22 protein-coding genes are annotated in these 22,878 nt (G+C 69.5%); 18 read left to right on the forward strand and 4 right to left on the reverse strand.

What is annotated here, in order from left to right; genetic code table 11:
- Positions 1–155: 155 nt before the first annotated feature.
- The 13 genes from LTV02_RS37780 to LTV02_RS37840 all read left to right on the forward strand — a co-directional run bounded on the left by LTV02_RS37780 (position 156) and on the right by LTV02_RS37840 (position 13,599).
- Complete coding sequence (locus LTV02_RS37780) at positions 156–977, forward strand: ABC transporter permease (protein ID WP_233036279.1); 822 nt, start codon at positions 156–158, stop codon at positions 975–977.
- Complete coding sequence (locus LTV02_RS37785; RefSeq protein WP_233036280.1) at positions 953–1,663, forward strand: ABC transporter ATP-binding protein; 711 nt, start codon at positions 953–955, stop codon at positions 1,661–1,663. Before LTV02_RS37780 ends, LTV02_RS37785 begins: the two co-directional genes overlap by 25 nt.
- Entirely contained in the window at positions 1,660–2,655 is a 996-nt protein-coding gene (locus LTV02_RS37790; RefSeq protein WP_233036281.1) for an ABC transporter substrate-binding protein, read from the forward strand. The genes LTV02_RS37785 and LTV02_RS37790 overlap by 4 nt, the downstream gene beginning before the upstream one ends.
- 11 nt (positions 2,656–2,666) lie before the next feature.
- The gene (locus tag LTV02_RS37795; protein WP_233036282.1) at positions 2,667–3,812 is read left to right on the forward strand and encodes an LLM class flavin-dependent oxidoreductase; all 1,146 of its coding nucleotides are present in this window, start codon (positions 2,667–2,669) and stop codon (positions 3,810–3,812) included.
- A 116-nt stretch (positions 3,813–3,928) separates the two neighbouring features.
- The gene (locus tag LTV02_RS37800; protein ID WP_233036283.1) at positions 3,929–5,257 is read left to right on the forward strand and encodes a cytochrome P450; all 1,329 of its coding nucleotides are present in this window, start codon (positions 3,929–3,931) and stop codon (positions 5,255–5,257) included.
- Positions 5,258–5,292: 35 nt separating this feature from the next.
- A complete protein-coding gene (locus LTV02_RS37805; protein WP_332909550.1) occupies positions 5,293–6,285 on the forward strand; it encodes an ATP-binding cassette domain-containing protein in 993 nt (330 codons plus the stop codon).
- A gap of 21 nt (positions 6,286–6,306) precedes the next feature.
- Positions 6,307–7,008 carry an ABC transporter permease gene (locus tag LTV02_RS37810; RefSeq protein ID WP_233036284.1) on the forward strand — a complete coding sequence of 234 codons (702 nt, stop codon included), beginning with the start codon at positions 6,307–6,309 and terminating at the stop codon, positions 7,006–7,008.
- A gap of 91 nt (positions 7,009–7,099) precedes the next feature.
- On the forward strand, positions 7,100–8,569 hold the full coding sequence (locus LTV02_RS37815; RefSeq protein ID WP_233036285.1) for a sensor histidine kinase: 1,470 nt from the start codon (positions 7,100–7,102) through the stop codon (positions 8,567–8,569).
- A 208-nt stretch (positions 8,570–8,777) separates the two neighbouring features.
- Positions 8,778–9,425 carry a response regulator gene (locus LTV02_RS37820; protein WP_084535097.1) on the forward strand — a complete coding sequence of 216 codons (648 nt, stop codon included), beginning with the start codon at positions 8,778–8,780 and terminating at the stop codon, positions 9,423–9,425.
- A 66-nt stretch (positions 9,426–9,491) separates the two neighbouring features.
- On the forward strand, positions 9,492–10,052 hold the full coding sequence (locus LTV02_RS37825; RefSeq protein ID WP_233036286.1) for an HD domain-containing protein: 561 nt from the start codon (positions 9,492–9,494) through the stop codon (positions 10,050–10,052).
- 16 nt (positions 10,053–10,068) lie between these two features.
- Positions 10,069–10,977, forward strand: coding sequence for a LysR family transcriptional regulator (locus LTV02_RS37830; protein ID WP_067714691.1), 909 nt, complete (start codon positions 10,069–10,071; stop codon positions 10,975–10,977).
- 213 nt (positions 10,978–11,190) lie between these two features.
- Complete coding sequence (locus LTV02_RS37835) at positions 11,191–11,682, forward strand: lipase family protein (protein WP_233036287.1); 492 nt, start codon at positions 11,191–11,193, stop codon at positions 11,680–11,682.
- A gap of 291 nt (positions 11,683–11,973) precedes the next feature.
- Positions 11,974–13,599: a hypothetical protein gene (locus LTV02_RS37840; RefSeq protein WP_233036288.1), complete on the forward strand. Its 1,626-nt coding sequence runs from the start codon at positions 11,974–11,976 to the stop codon at positions 13,597–13,599.
- 68 nt (positions 13,600–13,667) lie between these two features.
- On the opposite strand, the gene LTV02_RS37845 is transcribed toward LTV02_RS37840, so the two are convergent.
- Together LTV02_RS37845 and LTV02_RS37850 are read right to left on the reverse strand one after the other, a co-directional pair.
- Positions 13,668–14,732, reverse strand: coding sequence for a DUF6745 domain-containing protein (locus LTV02_RS37845; RefSeq protein WP_233036289.1), 1,065 nt, complete (start codon positions 14,730–14,732; stop codon positions 13,668–13,670).
- A 357-nt stretch (positions 14,733–15,089) separates the two neighbouring features.
- Complete coding sequence (locus LTV02_RS37850; RefSeq protein ID WP_233036290.1) at positions 15,090–15,413, reverse strand: hypothetical protein; 324 nt, start codon at positions 15,411–15,413, stop codon at positions 15,090–15,092.
- 318 nt (positions 15,414–15,731) lie between these two features.
- Here LTV02_RS37850 and LTV02_RS37855 point away from each other — a divergent pair, with 318 nt between their 5' ends.
- From LTV02_RS37855 to LTV02_RS37875, 5 genes are all read left to right on the forward strand, one after another.
- Positions 15,732–16,682 (forward strand): STM4015 family protein, encoded by a 951-nt coding sequence (locus LTV02_RS37855; RefSeq protein WP_233036291.1) that lies wholly within the window; start codon positions 15,732–15,734, stop codon positions 16,680–16,682.
- A 143-nt stretch (positions 16,683–16,825) separates the two neighbouring features.
- Positions 16,826–18,049, forward strand: a complete 1,224-nt coding sequence (locus tag LTV02_RS37860; protein WP_233036292.1) for an STM4014 family protein — start codon at positions 16,826–16,828, stop codon at positions 18,047–18,049.
- On the forward strand, positions 18,036–18,878 hold the full coding sequence (locus LTV02_RS37865) for an STM4013/SEN3800 family hydrolase (RefSeq protein ID WP_233036293.1): 843 nt from the start codon (positions 18,036–18,038) through the stop codon (positions 18,876–18,878). The genes LTV02_RS37860 and LTV02_RS37865 overlap by 14 nt, the downstream gene beginning before the upstream one ends.
- Entirely contained in the window at positions 18,875–20,203 is a 1,329-nt protein-coding gene (locus tag LTV02_RS37870; protein ID WP_233036294.1) for an STM4012 family radical SAM protein, read from the forward strand. The genes LTV02_RS37865 and LTV02_RS37870 overlap by 4 nt, the downstream gene beginning before the upstream one ends.
- 5 nt (positions 20,204–20,208) lie before the next feature.
- A complete protein-coding gene (locus LTV02_RS37875) occupies positions 20,209–21,099 on the forward strand; it encodes an STM4011 family radical SAM protein (RefSeq protein WP_233036295.1) in 891 nt (296 codons plus the stop codon).
- Here the strand turns inward: LTV02_RS37875 and LTV02_RS37880 are convergent.
- Together LTV02_RS37880 and LTV02_RS37885 are read right to left on the reverse strand one after the other, a co-directional pair.
- A complete protein-coding gene (locus LTV02_RS37880; RefSeq protein ID WP_233036296.1) occupies positions 21,045–21,380 on the reverse strand; it encodes a hypothetical protein in 336 nt (111 codons plus the stop codon). The genes LTV02_RS37875 and LTV02_RS37880 overlap by 55 nt on opposite strands.
- A 40-nt stretch (positions 21,381–21,420) precedes the next feature.
- Complete coding sequence (locus tag LTV02_RS37885) at positions 21,421–22,836, reverse strand: APC family permease (RefSeq protein WP_233036297.1); 1,416 nt, start codon at positions 22,834–22,836, stop codon at positions 21,421–21,423.
- Positions 22,837–22,878 lie beyond the last annotated feature (42 nt).

Below are 22,878 nucleotides of genomic sequence, written 5' to 3' on the forward strand. Positions count from 1 at the left end.
GCGGATCCATTGTGGCAGTCCAGGGATCCGGCGCAGCAAGAATCACACGGATTACAACCGGTGACCACCGGGTTTCCCGGCGGCAACATCGGATGAGGCGGTCGATGGGCTCTCGTACCGCCCTGGTCCCCGTCCCCCATGCCCGAGGTGCTGCCGTGTCTTCGATTGCCGTGCAGGCCAGGCCCATTGCGGCCGGGCCGCGCGTACCCCGCCTGCCCCGGCTCTCCGCCGGCTGGCTCCGGCTGATCAGCCCATTGATCCTGGTTGCCGTGTGGCAGCTGGCCGCCGCGACCGGACTGCTGTCCGAACGGCTGCTGGCCTCCCCGGTCACCGTGGTGCGGACCGCCGTGGAGCTGATCCAGGACGGCACCCTCGCCGACGCGCTGAGCGTGTCCTTGCAGCGCGCGCTGATCGGTTTCGTGATCGGTGCGGTGGTGGGCGTCGGCCTGGCGCTGGCCGCCGGGCTGAGCCGGGTGGGGGAGTACATCGTCGACCCGCCCATGCAGATGCTGCGGACGCTCCCGTTCTACGGTCTGATCCCGCTGTTCATCCTGTGGTTCGGCATCGGCGAGCTGCCCAAGATCGTGCTGGTCGCCTTCGGCGTCGCGATTCCGCTGTATCTGAACACCTTCGCCGGCATCCGCGGCGTGGACGGCAAACTGGCCGAACTCGCGCAGGTACAGCAGCTGGGACGGGTCGCACTGATCCGGCACATCGTGCTGCCGGGCGCGCTGCCGCAGACCCTGGTCGGCCTGCGGCAGTCCCTCGGCGTGGCCTGGCTGGCGCTGATCGTCGCCGAACAGGTGAACGCCGATGCGGGCCTGGGCTTCCTGATCAACGACGCCCGCGAATTCCTGCGCACCGACGTGATCGTGGTCGGCCTGCTCGTGTACAGCGTGCTGGGCCTGCTCACCGACGCCCTGGTCCGCCTGATCGAGAGGAGGGCGCTGGGATGGCGACGCGAGTTCGTGAGCTGACCAAGGATTTCGGCGACCGCCGGGTACTGCACGGCATCGACCTGGACATCCGCGACGGCGAGTTCGTGGCGCTGCTCGGGCGCAGCGGTTCCGGGAAGTCCACGCTGCTGCGGGCGCTGGCCGGATTGGACGGTGAGACCGGCGGCGAGCTGTCCGTCGCCGGGGAAGTGGCGGTCGCCTTCCAGGAGCCGCGGCTGGTGCCCTGGAAACGGGTGCGGGACAACATCACCCTGGGCCTGCGGCACGAAAACCCCAAGGACGCCGGCCGCGCCGCGCTGGCCGAGGTCGGGCTGAGCGAACGCGCCGACGCCTGGCCGCTCACCCTGTCCGGCGGTGAAGCGCAACGCGCCTCGCTGGCCCGGGCGCTGGTGCGGGAACCCGATCTGCTGCTGCTCGACGAGCCCTTCAGCGCGCTGGATGCCTTGACCCGCATCACCATTCACGCGCTGGTGCTGGAGCTGTGGGACAAGCACCGGCCCGGCGTACTGCTGGTCACCCACGATGTGGACGAGGCGCTGCTGCTCGCCGACCGGGCGCTGGTACTGGCCGACGGGCGCATCGCCCGCGAGCTGCCCATCGAACTGCCGCGCCCGCGCCGCCGCGAGGATCCCGAATTCCTGGCCCTGCGTACCACGCTGCTCACCGAACTCGGTGTGCCGCAAGATATCCCAGAAGGACACCGATGATCACCAGACGTCTGTTCGCCGCACTCGCGGTCACCGCGGCCCTCGTCACCGCGGCCTGCGGGACCGGCGATGACAACAGCAAGGGCGTGAACGCGGACGGCACGGTGGACCTGTCGCAGGTGACGGTGCGGGTCGGCGATCAGAAAGCCATTGCGCTGCAAGCCCTGCTGGAGGTTTCCGGCGAGGGCAAGAACCTGCCCTACAAGCTGGAATGGTCGCAGTTCACGGCCGGGCCGCCGATGCTGGAGGCGATCAATGCCGGCTCGGTGGATCTGGGCGGCGTGGGCAATGCGCCGCCGGTGTTCGCGGCGGCCGCCAAATCGCAGATCAAGATCGTCGCGTCGTATCGGGTCGGTTTGCAGGGGCAGGGCGTCGTGGTGCCCAAGGACTCCGCCATCAAGGATCCGAAAGACCTGCGCGGCAAGAAGATCGCCGTCACCAAGGGCAGCTCCGCGCACTACCACCTGCTGAGCGTGCTCACCAAGAACGGCCTGAGCTTCGCCGATATCCAGCCGCAGTACCTGCAGCCCGCCGATGCGCTGGCCGCGCTGTCCACCGGCCGGGTCGACGCCTGGGCGGTGTGGGATCCGTACGTCTCGCAGGCCGAGCACGACGGCAACCGGGTCGTCGTCAACGGCGAGGGCTACGTGTCCGGCGACAACTTCTACGTGGCCGGGACCAAGACGCTGGAGAACAAGGCCACCGCGGCCGCGGTCCGCGACCTGCTGACCCGCATCCAGCGCGCGCACTCCTGGATCAAGGCCAATCCGGAAGCCTGGGCGAAGGAATCCGCCGCCATCACCGGCATTCCCTACGACGTGACCCTGACCGCGGTGCAACGCGCGCAGTACCAGCATCATTCGCTCGACGACGCCACCATCGCGGGCGAGCAGCAGGTGGCCGACGCCTTCGCCGCCGCCGAGCTGATCCCGCGCAAGGTCGACATCAAGGAATTCGTCGACACCCGCTACAACGACCGCTTCAACTCCTGAGGACGATTCGAATGAGCCTGTCGTTTCATTGGTTCCTGCCCACCTCCGGTGACTCCCGCGGCCTGGTGGTCGGCGGGCACGGAACGCCCATGTCCGGGGATCGCCCGGCCTCGCTGCACTATCTGAACCAGATCGCGGCCGCCGCCGAGACCAACGGTTTCGAAGCCGTGCTCACCCCCACCGGCACCTGGTGCGAGGACGCCTGGCTCACCACGGCCATGCTGGTCGAGACCACCGAGACGCTGAAGTTCCTGGTGGCGCTGCGGCCCGGGCTGCTGAGCCCGACCCTCGCCGCGCAGATGGCGGGCACCTTCCAGCGGCATTCCAAGGGACGCTTGCTGATCAATGTGGTGACCGGCGGCGAACCGGCCGACCAGGCCGCCTACGGCGACTTCGAGGACAAGGAGACCCGGTACGCGCGCACCGGTGAATTCCTGCACGTGGTGAAGTCGCTGTGGAACTCGCGCGAGCCGATCTCCTTCGCGGGCGACCACATTCGCGTCGAGAACGCGCTGCTGAGCAATCACCCGGACCCGGTCCCGCCGGTGTTCTTCGGCGGCTCCTCCGGTCCCGCCGGCCCGGTCGCGGCCCGCTACGCCGACGCCTACCTCACCTGGGGCGAACCGGTGCTCGCGGTGAGCCGGAAACTGGACTGGATTCGCGGGCTGGCCGTCGATAACGGCCGGAAGCTGCAGTACGGCTTGCGGATTCACGTGATCTCCCGCGATACCTCGGAAGAGGCGTGGGCGGTCGCCGACAAACTCCTCGCCGGCATCGACCCCGCCGATATCGAACGGGTGCAGGCCAGCCTCGCGCGCAGCGAATCCGAGGGCCAGCGCCGCATGCGCGAACTGCACAACGGCGACACCTCGCGCCTGGAGATCGCCCCCAACCTGTGGGCGGGCGTGGGCCTGGTGCGCGGCGGCGCGGGCACCGCGCTGGTGGGCTCGCACGAGGAAGTGGCCGAACGGCTCATCGAGTACTCGAAGGTCGGCATCAGCCAGTTCGTGCTCTCGGGCTACCCGCACCTCGAGGAGGCGTACTGGTTCGGCGAAGGCGTACTGCCGATCCTGGAACGCAAGGGCTTGTGGAAGCATCCCTCGCGCCGCGCCGAACCGGCCGCGACGATCCCGTTCGCGGGCGTCTCCAGCAGCTGACCGGTTTGCCCTGAGCAGGGTCATACCCTGTTCAGGGCATAACCGCCGCCGCCCCCGCGGTGATAGCAATGATTCAACCCCGATCCGGGGTGTTTTCGAATCATGCTGGGGGAAGCGTGAATACAAGCATCCGGCCGCCCATGCTCTCGGGCGGCCTGCCGCTGCTCGGGCACCTGCGCGAACTCGCCGCGCATCCGGAAGCGCTGGTGTGGCGCGGGCACCGTGAACAGGGCCTGGTGTACCGGATCAAACCGGGACCCGCCGAGGCCGTCGTCGCGCTGGGAAACGCCAACTGCGAGTTGTTCTTTCACGACAGGAATCTCTCCACCGAGGCGGCGTACCCGTTCTTCCGGACCATGTTCGCGCCCGATTTCTTCAGCCTGGCCGACGATGCCGCCTACCGGGAGCAGAAGAACATCATCCTGCCGCGATTCAGCGGGCGGCAGCACGAGGGCTATGCCGCGGTCATGACCGGCGAGACCGCGAAGTTCGCCGAACGGCTCGGTGCTACCGGGGAATTCGAGCTGGCCGAGGAGTTCGGGCGGCTCGTCATGAACATCGCGGCGCGGGCCTTCCTGGGCGACCGCTTCGCCACCGAGATCGGCGGCGACTTCTTCGGGCGCTTCCGCTGGTTCTCCAAGCAGATGACCTTCGCGCCGCGCTTCGTGCCGACCGCCGGGCGGATCCTCGGAGCACGGGCGGGCAGGAGCCTGAAGGCGGACCTCACCGAGATGCTGGTCGTCCGCCGCCGGACCCCGCTCCCCGAGCCCGATTTTCTGCAAACTCTGGCCGGCGCAACCTATTCCGATGGCACACCGGTCCCGGACGACGTGCTGGTGAACCTGGTGCTGCTCCTGGTGTGGGCGGGGCACGAATCCACCACCGGGCATCTGTCGTGGGCATTGCTCGATCTGCTGCGGCATCCGGAGGTGCTGGCGCGGGCCCGGGTCGAAGCCGATGCGGTGCTGGGCGCGGGGCCGATCGATCTCGACGGCGTGTCCCGGTTGCGGGTGATCGACGCGTGCGTGCACGAGACCGAACGCCGGTATCCCATCGCGCCGGTGCTGATCCGCAATGCGGTCGCCGATATGGAGATCGGCGGGTACGCGGTTCCGGCGGGCACCCAGGTGTTCACTTCGCCGGCGGTGAATCACCGGCTGCCGGAGGAACATTCCGATCCCGACGGCTACCGGCCCGATCGCTATCTCGGTGCCGACGCCAAACAGGAACGCGCGAAGCTGATGGGTTTCGGCGGCGGGCTGCACAAATGCCTGGGCACCCGGTTCGCCAAACTGGAGATGACGATCATTCTGGCCGAACTGCTGCGGCGCTACGACCTGGAGCTCACCACCGGCACGCCGCGACCGGATCTGCGGGCGAAATCGCGGTGGCCCGCCGCGCCCTGCACCATCGCCTACCGGGTGCGCCGACCGGCTTCGGTATAAGCCGAAAGTGTTAGGCAGCCGTGTGCTCGAGGTGGATGGCCGCGAGCGCGTGGAACGGCAGAGTCGAGTCCGATGAAGGTGGCGCATCCGGCGGCACCGGCGAGGACGAGGCGGATTCCATGATTCAGGCGCGTGGGCTCGGTAAGCGGTACGGCGACGTGCCGGCGGTCGACAATCTTTCCTTCGATGTCGCGCCGGGGGTGGTGACCGGGTTCCTCGGGCCCAACGGCGCGGGCAAATCGACCACCATGCGGCTCATGCTCGGGCTGGATCACGGCAGCGGGCGGACCACCTTCGACGGGCGGCCCTACGCCGAACTCGCCGATCCGGCCCGCACGGTCGGGGTGATGCTGGACGCGCGGGCCGTGCACCCCAAGCGCACGGCGCGCGGGCACCTGCGCATGGTGGCGGCCGGCGCGGGCATCGAGCGGCGCCGGGTGGAGGAGGTGCTGGAGCAGGTCGGGTTGAGCAGCGCCGGCGATCAGCGGGCGGGCGGTTTCAGCCTCGGCATGCAACAGCGGCTCGGCCTGGCGGTGGCGCTGCTCGGCGATCCGGCCACCCTGATCCTGGACGAACCCGCCAACGGACTCGATCCGGAAGGCGTGCGCTGGTTGCGAGATCTGCTGAAACAGCTTGCCCGGCAAGGCCGTACCGTCTTCGTCTCCTCGCATCTGCTCAACGAGATGGCGCACCTGGCGGATGCGCTGGTGGTCATCGGCGGCGGGCGGCTGCTGGCGGCGGAATCGGTGCGGCAGTTCGTGGACCGCAATTCCGCGGCGCGGGTGATCGCCCGGTCCGACCGGCCCGAGGTGCTCGCGGACCTGCTGCGGCGCAACGGTTTCCGCGCGCACGTCCAGCAGGATCGGGCGGTCGTGGTGGACGGGGACGATCGGCAGGCCGTCGCCGCGCTGGCCATGAACGCGGGCGTGCTGGTCACCGAGCTGACCCAGGTCCAGACCAGCCTCGAGGACGCCTTCTTCCACGCCACCGCCGATGCCGCGCGCTTCCGCGGGCACGTCGCCGCCTGACCACAGACAAGGAAAACACTCATGTACAACGCGATTCGCTACGAACTGATCCGGCTCGCCTCCATTCGATCCACCTGGGTACTGCTGGCGGGCGGGCTCGGCCTGCAGGCGCTCATCGCCGTCGTGTCCGCGAGCCGGACCGCCGCCACCCCCGACGAGCAGTTCACCGCCTCGGTCTCCGGACTGGCGCTGATGATGGTGATGCTGTTCGCCACCGCCGTCGCCGTCAATGCCTTCGGACACGAATACCGCTACGGCACCATCACCACCACCATGCTCACCCTGCGCCGCCCGAGCCGGGTGCTGGCGGCCAAGGCGTTGACCACCGGTGCGGTCGCGGCGCTGTACGGCGTCGCGGCGGCCGGTATCGCCGTCGTCGCGCAGGGCGCACGGTCCACGCTGCCCACCGAAACCGCGCATATCGCACAGGCTTTCGCGGCGCTGCCGGTATACATGTGCCTGGCCGCGCTGGCCGGACTGGGCGTCGCCGCCATCACCCGCAATGCGACTTTCGCCATGGTGGCCGCCATCGGCCTGCCGACGGTGCTGGAATCCGCGGGCGTGCTGGCCGGGCTGAGCCCGAAGCTCATGCCCTTCCTGTCGGCGGGTCAGCTGGCGCTGCCGGGGGCCGGGAACCCCGTGCTGCTCGCGCTGCCGCTGCTGACCCTGGTCGCGGGACTGCTGGGATTGAGCGGCGCGCTGCTGGCCCGGCGCGACGTGTGATCGAGGTATCCCGTCATTAGCTGATGGCTCGCCCGGGCTTTGCCCGCGTGCCGTGAAGTGTGAGGAATTCGCAGTGACTAGGGTTGCCGGAGTGGGCAGGCGGCGATGGATCGGAGTGCTGATCCGCGACGTGCTGCCCGCTCTGCTGTTCGGGTTCGTCGGGCTGCACGATGTGCAGACCTCCGCCATCGGCCTGCTGCCCGCCGCGGCCGGACCGCCGGTCGCCTGGGTGGTCGGCGCGGCCCTGCTGTTCCGGCGCTATCTGCCCCTGCCCGTGCTCGCCGCCACCGTGCTCGGCGAAATGCTGGTCGGCACCACCTTCCCGCTGCTGCTGGCGATCTTCACCGTCGCCGATCGCTACGGCAACCGCCGCCAGACCTGGTGGTCGGCGCTGTGCGTCCTGATCGCCGGCGTGGTGCCCTGGGGTTTGCAGAACATCTGGCCCGAGTTCTTCAATCGCGGCATCATCGTCACCCTGACGATCGCCGTCCCCCTGTTGCTGGGCCTGTGGACCAACCAGCGCGCCGCCACCCTGGCCGCCCTGCGCGAACGCGCCGAACAGGCCGAACGCGAACGCGACCTGCGCACCAGCGCCGCCGTCGAATCCGAACGCCGCCGCATAGCCCGCGAACTGCACGACATCGTCGCCCACCGCATCTCCCAGATCACCGTCCTGGCCGGCGCCCTCGAAGTCTCCGCCGAAGGCAAACCCGCCGACATCGCCGCCACCATCCGCACCACCGGCGTCACCGCCCTCACCGAAATGCGAGAACTCCTCGGCGTCCTCCGCGATACCCCCGCCGAACCGGCAAACGACACCGAGGTTTCCGGCCCTGTGGTGCGCGATACCGACGGCTCGGCCACCGCCGCACCGGCCGGGCCGAGACGGCTCGCATCCACCCTGCGGCAGTTCCTGGGCCGGAATCTCACCGTCGGAGGGCGACCCCGGCCGCTGGCCGATCTCGACGGCGGTGCGCTGGAAACTGCCGCACCGGAACAGAACTCGGGCAGCCGAGCCGACGCCGTCCCGGAGCCGGGCAGCCGGTCCACTGACGACGGCCTGGGGACGGGCGCAAGTGAAATGTCCGCGTCGTTCGGCAAGCCGTCGCAGGTGATCGGCCAGGCGCGATCGAAGAGCGATGAGCGGGTTCCGCTGCGGCCCGCGCCGACGCTGGCCGCGGTCGCTGAACTGGTGGCCGACGCGGTCGAGGCGGGGCAGCGGATCGAAATGTCCGCGCCCGCAGCGCTGCCGGAGGTGCCGGGTGCGGTCGGCCGGGCGGTGTATCGGTTGATTCAGGAGGCGCTGACCAATGCGGCCAAGCATGCGGCGGGGTCGGTGGTGCGGGTGGAACTCACGGACCGGACGGACGGCTCGCTCGCCGTCGACGTCCGGAACGGGCCCGGTGATCGCACCGCCATCGCCGCGCACGGATCCGGTTTCGGCCTGGTCGGGATGCGGGAGCGGGTCGAACTCGCCGGGGGGACCATGCATTCCGGTGCGCTGCCCGACGGTGGCTTCGCCGTGCACGCCACATTTCCGGCCGGGGCGGGCGATGCATGAGCGGATCTCGGAGCGTTGCCGGAAACCGGGCGGTGGTCCGCATCTCGCAGGCTGCCAGGCGGCGGACGGGCGAGCGGCCGATGACCGGGCAGATCTCGATGCGCTGTCCGATACCGGAGCTGCGGGGCCGCTCGCGTCGGAGGCCGGGTGGCGGTGGGGCGAGCGTGGGTGAGTGGCCGGTGGAAAGCAATGGTGTGGAGGAGGTTTCGTGATCCGGGTGGTGTTGCTCGATGACGAGGAGTTGGTGCGGACCGGGATCGCCATGATTCTGGAGGCCGGGGGCGGGATCGAGGTGGTGGCGCAGGATGCCGACGGGCGGGGGATCGTGGAGTTGGTGCAGAAGTATCGGCCGGATGTGGTGGTGACCGATATTCGGATGCCGCAGGTGGACGGGCTGGAGGTGACGCGGCGGGTGCGGGCGCTGGCGGAGCCGCCGGCGGTGGTGGTGCTGACCACGTTCGGGCTCGACGAATACGTCTATGCCGCATTGGAAGCGGGGGCTGCGGGGTTCCTGTTGAAGGACACGCCGCCGCGGGAGCTGGCGCGCGGGGTGGAGATCGTGGCGAGCGGGGAGGCGATCCTCGCGCCGTCGATCACCAAGCGGATGCTGACGGCATTCGCGCAGGGCGCCGGTGCGCAGCAGCCGGAAGCGCTGGGGCGGCTGGAACAGCTCACCGAGCGGGAGCGGGAGGTCGCGCTCGCGGTGGCGACCGGCGCGGGGAACGCCGAGATCGCCCGGACCCTGTTCATGAGCGAATCGACCGTCAAGGTCCACATCAGCCGGATCATCGCCAAACTCGGACTGGAGAACCGGACCCAGATCGCGATCCTGGTCCACCGCGCCGGACTGGCCTGAACCCGATTCGCTGAGTGTTCACCGAATGGACTCGGAGCCGTCTCCGGCCGCTCCTAGGGTGCGGCCATGGGTTCCGAACTACGAGCGCGCGTCACGACCGTCGACGAATTGCTGGACCTGCTGGCCGACTGCGAAGACGTCTGGGACATGCCCGACCGCAGCGGTGATCCGGTGGACATCCTCGACCACGACCGCCAATGCGCCGAACTGCTGCGCCACGACTTCCCCGACGACGAGGAACTCCAGGTGGCCGGGCTGGTGCACGATATCGGCCACCTGCTGGTGCCGGGCGACGACGCCGGGCACGGGCGGCACGGCGCGGAAGCGGTGCGCGGCCTGCTCGGTGACCGCGTCGCCCGCCTGACCGAACTGCACGTGACCGCGAAACGTTATCTGGCCGCCACGGATTCGGCGCACGCCGCCGCCCTCTCGCCGTCCAGTCAGCGCACCCTCGTCGCCCAGGGCGGTCCCATGACCCCCGACGAGGTCGCCGCCTTCGAAGCCGACCCCGACTTCCGCGCCGCCATCGAACTGCGCCGCGCCGACGACGCGGGCAAGGTCGTCGGCCTTACGGTGCACCCCCTCACCTGGTGGCGGCCGGTCATCGAACGCGTCGCCGCACGCTGAGGCATAGAATCACCCTATGCCTCTATCTCCGCGGGTTCCTGATCTGGCGGCCCTGGATCTGCTGCTGTCGGTGATCGAGCTCGGGAGTCTGGGCCGGGCGGCCAAGGAGCACGGCATCAGTCAGCCCTCGGCCAGCTCGCGGATCAGGTACCTGGAGCAGCTGGTCGGCATGCCGGTGCTGGAGCGCACCACGCTCGGCTCACGGCCCACCCCGGCGGGCGCGCTGATCGCGGAATGGGCCCGCGAGGTGGTCGATGCCGCGACCCGGCTGGACGTCGGTATCGATACGCTGCGGGCGCAACGCGATTCGCAATTGCGGGTGGCCGCCAGCCAGACCGTGGCCGAGTACCTGTTCCCGAAATGGCTGGTGGCGCTGCGGGTCCGGATGCCCGACACCGCCGTCGCGCTGGAATCGGGCAATTCCGCCGAGGTGGCGCGGGCGGTGCTGGAGGGCCGCGCCGGCATCGGTTTCGTGGAGAGCCCGCAGATCCCGCGCGAACTGGAAAGCCATGTGGTGGAACGCGACAGCCTGGTCGTGGTGGTCGCGCCCGGGCATCCCTGGGCCCGGCACGGCAAGATCACCGTGGAGGAACTGGCCGAGACGCCCCTCATCTATCGCGAGCGCGGCTCCGGCACCCGGACCTCCTTCGAGCGCGCCATGACCCGCGCCCTGCCCGGCTGGGAGCCGACGGTGGTACTGGAACTGTCCTCCACCACCGCCATCAAGACCGCCGTCGCGGACGGGCTGGCCCCGGCCGTGCTCAGCTCGCTGGCCGTGGCGGGCGAACTGGCCGCCGCCACCCTGGTCTCGCCCGATGTGGTCGGCCTCGACCTGGACCGGGAACTGCGCGCCGTCTGGCAGCGCGGTCAGCGCCCGGTGGGTCCGGCCCGCGACCTGTACACCATCGCCCGCCGTCCGGCCTGAGCCCGGCAAGACTGTCCGAGACACCCATTGACACGGTGAGCGGCATCATCAAGGCCCGGCAGATCACCACCGTCACCACCGTGCTGAAACCGCGCGGCCCGGCCCCCCCATTCCGCTTACGGCGCGGCCGTTCTCGGCGGCCAGGCCACCCTGGACGGTATTCGCGCGGCCTAGAACTTCGCGCCGTTCGGCAAGAACGTCCCGGGCATCCCGATGTACCTGTACCACGCGCAGAACGACGAGTTCATTCCGAACACCGGCACCGATCGGGTCGTGGAAGATTATTGCCGGGATCCGAACGCCCGCATCACCTATACCCGGGAATTGCTGGCCGAGCACCTTTCCGGCATTGTCGGCTGGCTTCCGGACGGCTACCAATTCCTCTTCGACCGGATGAACGGGGTGCCGGTGGCGAAGGGGTGCGCGATCACCAGTCCCTTTAGTACGCTGACCGATGGTGACTTCGCCGCCCTGCTGGGCGTGAAATGGCCGCTGATCGCCACGCTGCTGACCGGTTATCCGCTCGGTGCCCGGGTGATACGGATGGGGCTGCTGTTTCGTTATGCAACTCGAAGGCTCAACTGCGCCAACGCCTCCCGCGTAAGCGTCCCAGGGGTTATGGTTTCGTTATGGTGCGAACCGCCGTTGCCGCCGCGGATGCGGACGAGCCCGAGCGTGGGCCGTCCGTTCGGCGGCCTCAGCTAGAGGTTGTTCCCGGGGGGCCCGAAATCGAAGAGCCGCAGCCCCATTCGTTCGGCGCGAACCCGCTCAGCGGGGCCGATATCGATCTGCTGCCGGCCGGCGCCCGGCACCGGATCGCCGCGTTCATCCATCTCCAGCTGGCAACACTGGAGGAAATGCCCGAGCCGGAGTTGCCCGCCTTCCCCGACCATCTGGACTAGCCCGCCGGGCTTGTGCACATAGTCGGCGAAAGTGCCCGTTTCCTGGCATTTTGCCGGATGGACGGGTCGCCGCGCCGCCTGGCAGGGTGCTTGCATGTCAGCCGCCCGCGCTTCGGCAGTGCTCCTCGTTCTCTTCGCCTGCGCCGCATCCCCGGCCGGACTCGCCACGGCGGAACCGGATTCGGCGACCTGGTATGTCAGCGCCGCCGCCCCCGTAGGCGGGACCGGGAGCGCCGAGTCTCCCTTCGATTCCCTCGCTCGCGCCGAATCGGCTTCGCGGGACGGGGACACCATCGTGGTGGTGCCGGTGGCGGTGGACGTGCCCGCGCTGGACGGAGGTATCACGCTCAAGCCGCGGCAGAAGCTGGTCGGGGACGGTCCGGCGGTGGTGGGGGCCGCCGGTAATGCGGCGCTGCCGCGGATCGCGAACTCCACCGGAGCCCGGGATGGGGACGCGGTGCGGCTGGCGCCCGGCGCGGAAGTGCGCAATCTGGTCATATCGGGTGCGCGGCGGGGTGGGATCTACGGATCTGATGCCGCGAATGTCGTGATTGCCGGAAATGATGTGAGCGGTACCAATACTCAGTGTTCCGACGGGTTCATGATCGGGCCGTTCACGCTGCCGGCCAGCCTGCCGCTGGGTACGGCGGTGCCGGCCTTGCCCGAATTCATCACCCTGAACAATGGGTGGGCGGCCATCATGACCGACTTCTCCGCCGCTGCCGGGAACGTGCGCATCGAGGGGAATGCCGTGCACGACACCGCGTGCGGTGACGGCATCGATGTGCGGGCGCACGGCACCAGCCGGGTGACAGCGGCCTTGACCGGGAATTCGGTGCGCACCATCAACCTCGGCCTGATCAAGCTGTCCGTACTGGCGGTGGGGCTGCAAGCCGCCGACTCCGCCCAGCTCACCGCCGAGCTGACCGGGAATTCGCAGACCGAGATCGCCTCGCCCGCCAGCTCGCTGCTGAACAAGGTGGCCGACAGCGAGGGGCTGTTCCTCAATGCGCTCGGGCAGGCGACCATGGATGTGACTGTGACCCGCAATGAATTTCACGGCGGGTACGGCAATTTCTCGGCCAACGGTCTGGAATATGTCACCACCAACGGCAGCCCGAACAGCCGGGTCAAGGTCTCCGACAGCACATTCGACACCGTCGCCGGTGACATCATCGAGAACTACAACCTGACCACCGGTGGGGCGCGGCAGGCGCTCACTTTGGAACGCGTCCGCGCCCATCACTCCGAATTCCCCGGCGCACTCCTCAATTCCGTGGTGCCCGCGAATCTCGGCACCTGCCTGGTCACCACCAATTTCGGCCGCACCGCGAAAACCGCGCTCACCGTGACCGATTCCGACCTGGGCGATTGCAGCGCCGACGCCGTCGGCCTCATCGCCTACACCCCGTCCGGTTCCGGCCCGGCCACCGCGGAACTCACCTTCGACATTCGCGACACCACGATTTCCGGCGCCGCCGCTCACGGGCTCAACATCATCAATGTCGGCGACACCGCCCGCCTCACCGGCAGCGTGGCCCGGACCGCCATCGCCGCCACCACCGGCCCGCTCATCCGCACCGCCAGCTCCGGCGGGCAAATAGCCGCCGCCATGCTCGATTTCAAAGACATCACCCTGGACGGCGCAACCCAGCCCTGCCTTCCGGCAACCCACCCGAAACTGGATACGGCCGGTATCGCCACCCACTGCAACCCCTGAATCGGGAAGCAGGTTCGAGGTGCTTCGATCGGGTACCGACGTCCGCCACCCTGTGGCAGGCGTCCGGCCTAGGTCTGGCGTAGCGGGTCGTACTCCGCGGCTTCCAGGCCGAAGGTCCAGGCGACGCCTTCCTTGGCGGTGTTCGTGGTCGGCGGGACGCGTAGCCAGTAGGTATTGAAGGTGCCGTCGGGTTCGGCGGTGGAGTTGACGACCTCGACCATGACGACGTCTTCGTCACCGGGAAGCGGTATCCGCCAGAGGATTCCGGTCTCGTCGCGATGGACCGGTTCGGCATTGGATTCGGACAGGTATCGGTCGTAGCCGAAGTGTTCCAGCATGACGCGGCGCAGCTCGGCATTGTCCTCGGCGCGAATGCGTTCCGGGCTGAGGGATTCCAGCTCCGCCAGGAAGTCGGTGGGCACCGGCATTCCGTGCCAGGCGAGTAGCGCGAACCCGTCGGCGTACTGCAGCGCCGGGCCGGTCACCCCGTGCAGGCGGCCCGCCTCGTCACGCAGCAGCAGCTCCGGGCGTTCGCAGAACACCACCGCGTTCTCGAAGGGCCACCACCAGTGCGCGTTTCGCGCCACTCCCGCCAGACCGGCGAGTGCGGCACTCTCGTCGAACACCGCCAGCCAGGCCGCGTCGTGCTGCCCGAGCACCGCGTCCAGCAGCACCCCGCGCACCTCGCTCGCGGTGGCGACGTAGTCCTTGCGTGCGTCGTGGTCGATCTCCAGCTCGATATCGGCCTCGGCCAGCACATCCGGATCCGGACCCACCAGCTGCTCCACCACCGCCCCGCGAATCCGGTCCGTCAGCGCCCGCGTCGTATCCCACAGCTGCGCCCCGGTCGAATTCCACCGCTCGGCCCACCCCGCCGCCCCCAATTCCGCGTACACCCGCTGCCTTTCGGCAGCCCACACCCGAGTCCGCACCGCATCCCGAACCGACCGCCCCGGCTCATCCAGCTCCCGCACGGCCGCCACCGCCGCCAAAGGCGACTCGACCCAGACATATCGCGTGGGAGCCGCCAGCCCCGCCGCCGCATATGCCAGACGCCCCGCGGCCTCCGCCGCCGCCCGATCCGCCGGTCCGGTGGCAGCCGCGACCGCGCGCCACTCTTCGGTAGTGCTCATGGAAATCCCGTCCGTGACAGATGAATTCGAAAGGAAGGTACCGGCCGTCGCACCGACGGGCCAGCCGGCTCCGGACCGTCTACGACGCGGCCCCGGTCCGCCCGGGTGACCTGACCCGGGCCGGCCCGGTTAACCGGCCAGGTTTCATCCAGCGACCCAGTCTGGCCTGTCGGCCGATTCGACCCTGGCGGCCCGGACGGTCGTGGTGGTCGATCCGGCGGTGCGACAGTTGATTCGGCTCATTGCATGGACCACCGGTCCTGGTGCGGCCGTCGGTTCCCGCGGAAGCCGATGGGGATTTGCACCGCGCTCCATCCTCACCGCTCGCAGCGCTCCGACGGATTGTGCGGGAGCCGGTCAGTCGGCGACGATGCGGACCGCGCCGGGGAGGTATTCGCGTTGGCGGACTACGCGGTACCAGCCTTTGGGGAGGACGATGGGGGCGTGCTCCTCGTGGACCAGGCGGCCGCCTTCGGGTAGTTCGACGAGGGCGGTAGCGGAAGTGCCGGAGCGGATGAGGCGGCCGGGGGCGGCGAGGGCGTGGGCGTGGCCGGTGACCTCGCCGAGGGCGAGCACCATGCGGCCGCGGGCGTCACGCGCCTCGCCGCGGGCCTGCACCGCCGCGGCGGGCACGGATTCGGCCGGGATGGGCACGATCAAGACATCGCCCTGTCGGTACATCGGACATTCCTCCTCGCCGTCGCCCCGTGCGCCGGCTCGATATCGAAAGTACCGCTGGGGTATGACAATTCACGCCGACGAGCACCGGTCACCGTGCTTCCCGCGCGGCTGACGTCATCTGTGGCGGCGAGGCCGGCCGGGACGCGAATCCGGTCGCTCGGCCCGGCGGTCCGGCGGGTGCCCGTGGCGGCCTGCCACTCCCTCGGTCCGCCGCCCACTCGGCGTTCGCACCCGCGCGGCGGGGTTGTCGGCGGGGCTTGGTAGAAACGAGCCCGGCACAACAGATCGCCCACAGTCTTGGTGTACGGAGCCCGCGATATGACAATTTCCGACCATCTGCAGGATTTCCACGGCCTGCCCGTCTTCGAGTTCCCCGACGCCGCACCGAAAGCCGGGCTACCGGCGGCCGGGCAGGTGGCGTGGCGGGTGAGCATCGCGCCGTGGGATGCCAAGGAGACCTGGCCGGAAGCCTTCGCGCGGTTCGCCGACACCGTCGACACCGCGGCGGTGCGGGCACTGGTGGTCGGGTCGTACGGGGAGTCCGACACCACCTCCGCGGACGTGATCGAGGCGCTGGTGGCGGCGAAGCACAAACTGCCCGCCCTGCGCGCGATCTTCCTGGGGGACATCACCTACGAGGAGAACGAGATCTCCTGGATCCACCAGTCGGAGGTGAAACCGCTGCTGGACGCCTTCCCGAAACTCACCGAGTTTGGTGTGCGCGGCGGCGCGGATCTGGGCTTCTCGCGCCTCACCCACCCCGCGCTACGGAAGCTGACCGTCCAAACCGGCGGCCTGGGCGCGGAGGTGGTGCGCGGTATCGGCGCGAGCGAACTGCCCGCCCTCGAACACCTGGACCTGTGGCTCGGCGTCTCCTGGTACGGCGGCGACACCAGCATCGCCGACCTGGAACCCCTGCTCAGCGGCGCCCGACTACCGCGCCTGCGCCATCTCGCCCTGCGCAACAGCGAGATTCAGGACGAGATCGCCGCCGCCATCGCCAGCGCCCCCGTGGTAGCGGGCCTGACCTCCCTCGACCTGTCCATGGGCACCCTCGGCAACGCCGGCGCGGAAGCCCTGCTGTCCGGCCAGCCCCTCACCCACCTCACCTCCCTGGACCTGCACCACCACTTCATCGGCGCCGCCATGCAACAGCGCCTACGCGACGCCCTGGAACCCAGCGGCGTGATCGTCGACCTCTCGGACGCCGAAACCGAAGAGGACGAAGACGATCCCGCCGATCGCCGCTACACCGCCGTCTCGGAGTGAACGAAAGACACCCGGCCCCAATCGCATCCGATCTGCCGGACCCGGTCGACGGCCCGGTTCCATCGAGCTGTGCCGAGTCGGGCGATCGCCGGTCACCCGGGTCGGGTCGACCGCTGTCGTCAGTGGGCGGCCGGGAGCCGAGGATGGCGATCGTGGGGATTCCGGAGAACCGGCGCGTGACGCTGTTCCAGGCAGCCCTGGGGCGAGTCGGCTTACCGGCGGCGCGGGTGGTGTCCTGGCGTGAAGTGCTTACCGGCAGTGCCGGATTCCGGTCCGGCGAACTGGTGCGGCTGGATTCACCGGGGGAGGACCCGCAGGTCGAGTGGATGCTGCGTGCGGTCGAGGATCCGACGCGGGTGGAGGGCAGCGCGCGGTGGTATCGGCGCTTTGTCGCCGCGGCGCGAACGGTGGCCGATGCGGCCGCGGCGAGTGGTGCGACGCTGCTCGATGATCCGGCGGACCTGGCGGTGTTGTTCGACAAGCGTCTTTGCCACGCAGTGCTGCGGAACGCCGATGTCGCCGTGCCCTTCTCGCCGACCTCAGGGAACGTCGAGCCCGTGCGGGACTGGCAGGACGTCCGCGAGCGCATGGCCGCTGGTGGGCTGACGCGCGCCTTCGTCAAGCTCGCGCACGGATCCTCGGCTTCCGGGGTGCTGGCCGTGGAGACCGCGAGTCGCGGGCGGGTGCAGGCCACCACCTCGGTGCAGCGCGATGGACAAGGGCGGCTGTTCAATTCGCTCCGGGTACGGCGCTACACCACCGAAGCCGAGGTGGCCGCGATCGTCGACGCGCTCGCGCCGGACGGCTTGCATATCGAGCGGTGGTTGCCCAAGGCGTCGCAGGATGGCCGGAGCGCGGATTTGCGCGTGGTGGTGGTCGCCGGTCGCGCGACCCATGCCGTGGTGCGCACCAGCCCGTCGCCGCTGACGAACCTGCATTTGGGCGGTGCGCGTGGCGATCTCGCCGCCGCTCGCACAGCCATCGACAATGCGGGCGGCGACTGGTCCAAGGTGCTGGAGTTGTGTGAGCGCGCCGCCGCCTGCTTCCCCCGGTTCTCACGCGTCGGCGTGGACCTGCTGCCCGGCGTCGGCTGGCGGCGCTTCGCTATCGGCGAGGTCAACGCCTTCGGTGATCTGCTGCCCGGCTTGCGCGGGCTGGACGGCAGTGGCGCGGAATCCGGTGACACCTACGACGCCCAGGTCACGGCCCTGACGAGCGGGCGAATGCGCCCCTCGGCCGCGGTGCCCGCCGCATCGCCCAGATCACCGTCCTGGCCGGCACCCGCCATGTTGCCGCCGACGGCCACCCGGCCGGGCGTCGAATCCGCCCGCCCGGCAACCGGAAACGAGCCGTATGCCCGCACATGACCACCACCTCGCCGACCCGGATATGAACGAGGTGGTCGGCCGCGACGATCTGCTGTTCGTCACCCTCGACACCCTGCGCTACGACGTGGCCGCCGAACTGCTGGCGGCGGGACGCCTGCCGAACCTGGCCCGCCACCTGCCCGCGAGCGGCTGGGAGAAACGCCATGCGCCGGGCAGTTTCACCTATGCCTCGCATCAGGCCATGTTCGCCGGATTCCTGCCCACCCCTGCGACGCCCGGCCCGCATCCCCGCCTGTTCGCCTCGCGCTTCGCCGGCAGCGAGACCACCGCGGGCCACACCTTCGTCTACGACACACCCGATTTCGTCCAGGCCCTGGCGGCGGCGGGCTATCGCACGGTCTGCATCGGGGGAGTGGGGTTCTTCAACAAGCAGGCCGCCCTCGGCTCGGTACTGCCCGGCCTGTTCCAGGAAAGCCATTGGGAGCATGAGTTTTCCGTGGCCTCGCCGACCTCCTTCGAAGCGCAGGTCGCCCGCGCCGAGCAGATCGTCGCGGAACTGCCCGCCCAGCGCCGGCTGCTGCTGTTCGTGAACGTCTCGGCCCTGCACCAGCCCAATTGGTTCCACCTACCCGGCGCGACCCGGGACGCCGGCGACACCCGCGAAACCCACGCCGCCGCACTGGAATACGTGGACCGCCACCTCGGCCGCCTGTTCGCCGCCGCGAGCAGCCGCCGCCGCTGCTTCGCCATCGTCTGCTCCGATCACGGCACCACCTACGGCGACGACGGTTTCACCGGCCATCGCCTCGGACACGAAGCCGTCTGGACCGTCCCGTACGCCCAGTTCTTCCTCGAGGGCCCCGCATGAACACGCTCACCCGCCCCCGCCCATATCGCAACTACGTCTACGGCTACCCGCACAAGACGGCCTACCGGCCGCTCGCCCCGCAGCGCCCGCTGTTGCGCGAGCTGTGGGCGGCCGAACCCAAGGACGCCCTGTCGCTGTACGCGCACATCCCGTTCTGCGAATACCGCTGCGGCTTCTGCAATCTCTTCACCCGCGTGGGCGCGCCGGGCGAACTCACCACTCGCTACCTCGATGCCCTGGAACGCCAGGCGCTGGCCGTGCGGGAAGCCCTGGGCGACGGCCCGGTCCGCTTCGCCGCCGCGGCGTTCGGCGGCGGCACCCCCACCTATCTGACGGCCGCCGAACTGGAGCGGCTCTGCGATATCGCCGAACTGCGCATGGGCGCGAACCTGCGGGGCATCCCGCTGTCCGTGGAGACCTCACCGACCACCGCGACCGCGGACCGCCTGACCGTACTGGCCGAGCGCGGCGCCACCCGGGTGAGCATCGGCGTCCAGAGTTTCGTCGATGCCGAGGCCCGCTCGGCGGTCCGTCCGCAGCGCCGCGCCGAGGTCGAGGCCGCGCTGGAACGCATTCGGGCCGTGGACATCCCGATCCTGAACATCGACCTGATCTACGGCATCGACGGCCAGACCGAGCGGACCTGGCGCACCTCCCTGGACGCGGCGCTGGCCTGGCGGCCCGAGGAGCTGTACCTGTATCCGCTGTACGTCCGGCCCCTCACCGGGCTCGGAAAACAAGGTGCGGACGCCGACGCCGAGTGGGACGAGCAACGGCTGCGCCTGTACGCGGCGGGCCGGGATCACCTGCTGGCCAACGGTTACGAGCAACGCTCCATGCGCATGTTCCGTCGCGCCGACGCTCCTGCCGAGGGACCTGAAGACTATGCCTGCCAGACCGACGGCATGATCGGTCTCGGCTGCGGGGCGCGGTCTTACACGGCGGGACTGCACTACTCGTTCGACTACGCGGTGGAAACCCGCGAGGTGCGCGGAATCATCGATACCTACACCGGCACAACGGATTTCAGCCGAGCCGAAGTCGGATTCCGGATGGACGCCGACGAGACCCGCCGCCGCCACCTCCTGCAATCCCTGCTGCAAGCCGACGGCATGGAACTCGCCTCCTACCGGGACCGCTTCGGCGCACACCCCGACGCCCATTTCCTCACGGAGCTACGGGAATTCGCCGACCTGGGCTGGCTGGAGTCCGGACCGGATCGCCTGCGTCTCACCCCCGAGGGCCTGGCCTACTCCGACGCGCTCGGCCCGCGCCTGTTCTCCCCGGCCGTGCACGCCGCCATGACCGCCTACGAACCGAAGTGACCGCCATGGACCTGACCATTCTCTACCGCGGCCCGCTCGCGTCGTGCGACTACGACTGCCCCTACTGCCCTTTCGCCAAGCGCCGCGACAGCCGCGAGCAATTGCGCGCCGACCGCGCCGCCCTGGAACGCTTCGCCGCCTGGGTGGCCGAGCAGCGCGGTGACCGCCTGTCGATCCTGTTCACGCCGTGGGGCGAGGGCCTGGTGCGCTCCTGGTACCGGCGCACCCTCATCGAACTCTCGCACCTGCCGAATGTGCGCCGGGTCGCCATCCAGACCAACCTGAGCTGCCGCACCGACTGGCTGTCCTCCGCCAACCCGCGCACCCTGGCGCTGTGGTGCACCTACCATCCGGGACAGACGCCCTACGACCGGTTCAGCGCCAAATGCGCGGACCTGAGCCGGCGCGGCATCCGCTACAGCGTGGGCATCGTCGGCTTCCCGGAGCACCTCCCGGCCGCGCACCGGTTGCGCGCGGACCTACCCGAGCACATCTACCTGTGGGTGAACGCGCCCGAGGGACATGAGCTTTCGGACGCCGACGCTGCGGCCTGGCAGGCGATCGACCCGCTCTTCGCGTACAGCCTGCACCCGCACCCATCGGCCGGAATGCCCTGCCGCACCGGCGAATCGGTCATCTCGGTGGACGGCGACGGCACCGTGCGCCGCTGCCATTTCGTCCGCACCGAACTGGGCAACCTCTACGACGGCAGCTATCGCACCGCGCTGGCCCCGCGCGCCTGCCCGAACACCGTGTGCGACTGCCACATCGGCTACGTGCACCTGGAAACGCTGCCGCTCTACGACGTCTTCGCGGGCGGCGTACTGGAGCGGATCCCCGCTCAGTTGATGCCGGTGGCCACCTTGACCACGACCTTGTCGCCCGTGACCTCCTGAACCGACACGCTCATGCCATCGGCCGACTGGGTGTTCCCGACCGGCACCGACACCTGCTGCCCGCCGACCTTCATGGTGACCGTATCCCCGTTCACCGCAACCAGTTCCGCGTCCACCCCGAGCACGGTGGCCTTGGCGCTCACCCCGCGATCGAAGGTGATGGTGCAGCCGCTCACCTGGCATTCGGTCTTGGAGCCATTGCCTTCGGCGGTACAGGCGGCCGCGCCGAGCGCCGCCAGGGCGGTGAATCCGGCGAGCGCGAGAGACCTTCTGATCAGCATGCGGCCAGCCTACCGAGCCGGCCGCACCGACCGGTTCGTCTCAATCCTGCGCCGGATCCGGCAGCGTCCAGCGCTCGTCCCGGCGCGGGCGCAGATACAGCAGGTAGTACAGGAAACCCGCCGCCATCGCCCCGGCCGCGAACAGCATCGGCTGCCAGGAATCCCGCACCGCGCTGTAGGCCGCGTAGACCATGGCGGCGATCAGCAGCAGCGGCGGCCACGGCCACCACGGCATGCGATAGCCGGGCGCGTCCGCGGGCCGCACCCGGCGAATCCGCAAGGCCGCCAGTGCCACCACCAGATAGACCAGCACCAGCCCGGCCCCGGTGGCGATGATCAGCAGCCGCAACGGCAGCAGTGCGGCGGCGACGGCGGCCAGCGCCCCGACCACCAGCGTGGCGATCACCGGTGTGCGCAGGCGCGGATGCACCGACCCCAGCGCCCGATCGACGGGATCGGGCCAGCTGCGATCGCGTGCGGAGGCGAACACCAGGCGCGAGATCTGCAGGATGATCGCGATCACCGCGTTCACGATGGCGATCGCGATGCCCACGCTCACCGCGGTGTTCACCGCCGACCCGCCGCGCTCGGTCAGGAAGTAGTTCAGCGGCGCGTCGCTGTGCAGCAGCTCGGACAGGCCGGGCGCGCCGAGCACCACCGCCGCCAGCGGCAGCATCTCGATGGCCACGGTGGCGGCCAGGCAGATCATGATCACCCGTCCGATGGTGCGCGAGGCCTGCTTGGTCTCCTCGGCGTAGTACACGGCCGCCCCGTAACCGTTGTAGGCGAACAACGCCACCGGGATCATGCTCGCCAGCGTCGCCATCCCCACGCTCTCCAGCCCGTCCGCGCCGGCGGTGCGCGGCTGGAAGAAGGTCTCCGGCCCGCGCTCCAGATGCCCGAAGCCGAGCGCGATCAGCACGACGATGGCCGAAACCTCCACGCACAGAAAGATTCCCGTCACCCAGGCATTGGTCTTGATGTTCAGGGTGGCGACCACCGTGGTGACCGCGATGACGCCCACCCCGACCCATTCGCCCGACAGGCTCGGAATCGCCACGCTCAGATAGTCGCCGGTGCCCAGCGCGATCACCGCGATGATCAGCACCCCGTTCACCAACGTGAGCAGGAACAACGCGAAGCCGGTGGGGCGGCCGAGCAGCCGTGCCGCCCAGGTGTATTCGCCGCCGGTGATCGGATACGCCGCCGCCAGTTCGGCATAGCAGAGCCCGACGAACACCGAGACCACCGCGGCCAGCGCGAGCGTCAGCACCGAAGCGCCGCCGACCGCCAGCAGGATCGCCGGCACGATGATGAACACGCTGGACGCGGGCGTCACGGCGGAGAGGGTGATGAGGATGTTCTCGCTCATGCCGAGCGCGCGGGCGAGCTGCTGCGGGTAGCGGGCGAGGTGGGTCTGGTCGGGTTCGGGGGACAGCGGTGCGGGAGTGGCCATGACGCAGCCTTTCTTTGACTTCAAATCAAAGAATGCGCGATG

Source organism: Nocardia yamanashiensis (assembly GCF_021183565.1).
GTDB classification, from domain to species: Bacteria; Actinomycetota; Actinomycetes; order Mycobacteriales; family Mycobacteriaceae; genus Nocardia; species Nocardia yamanashiensis.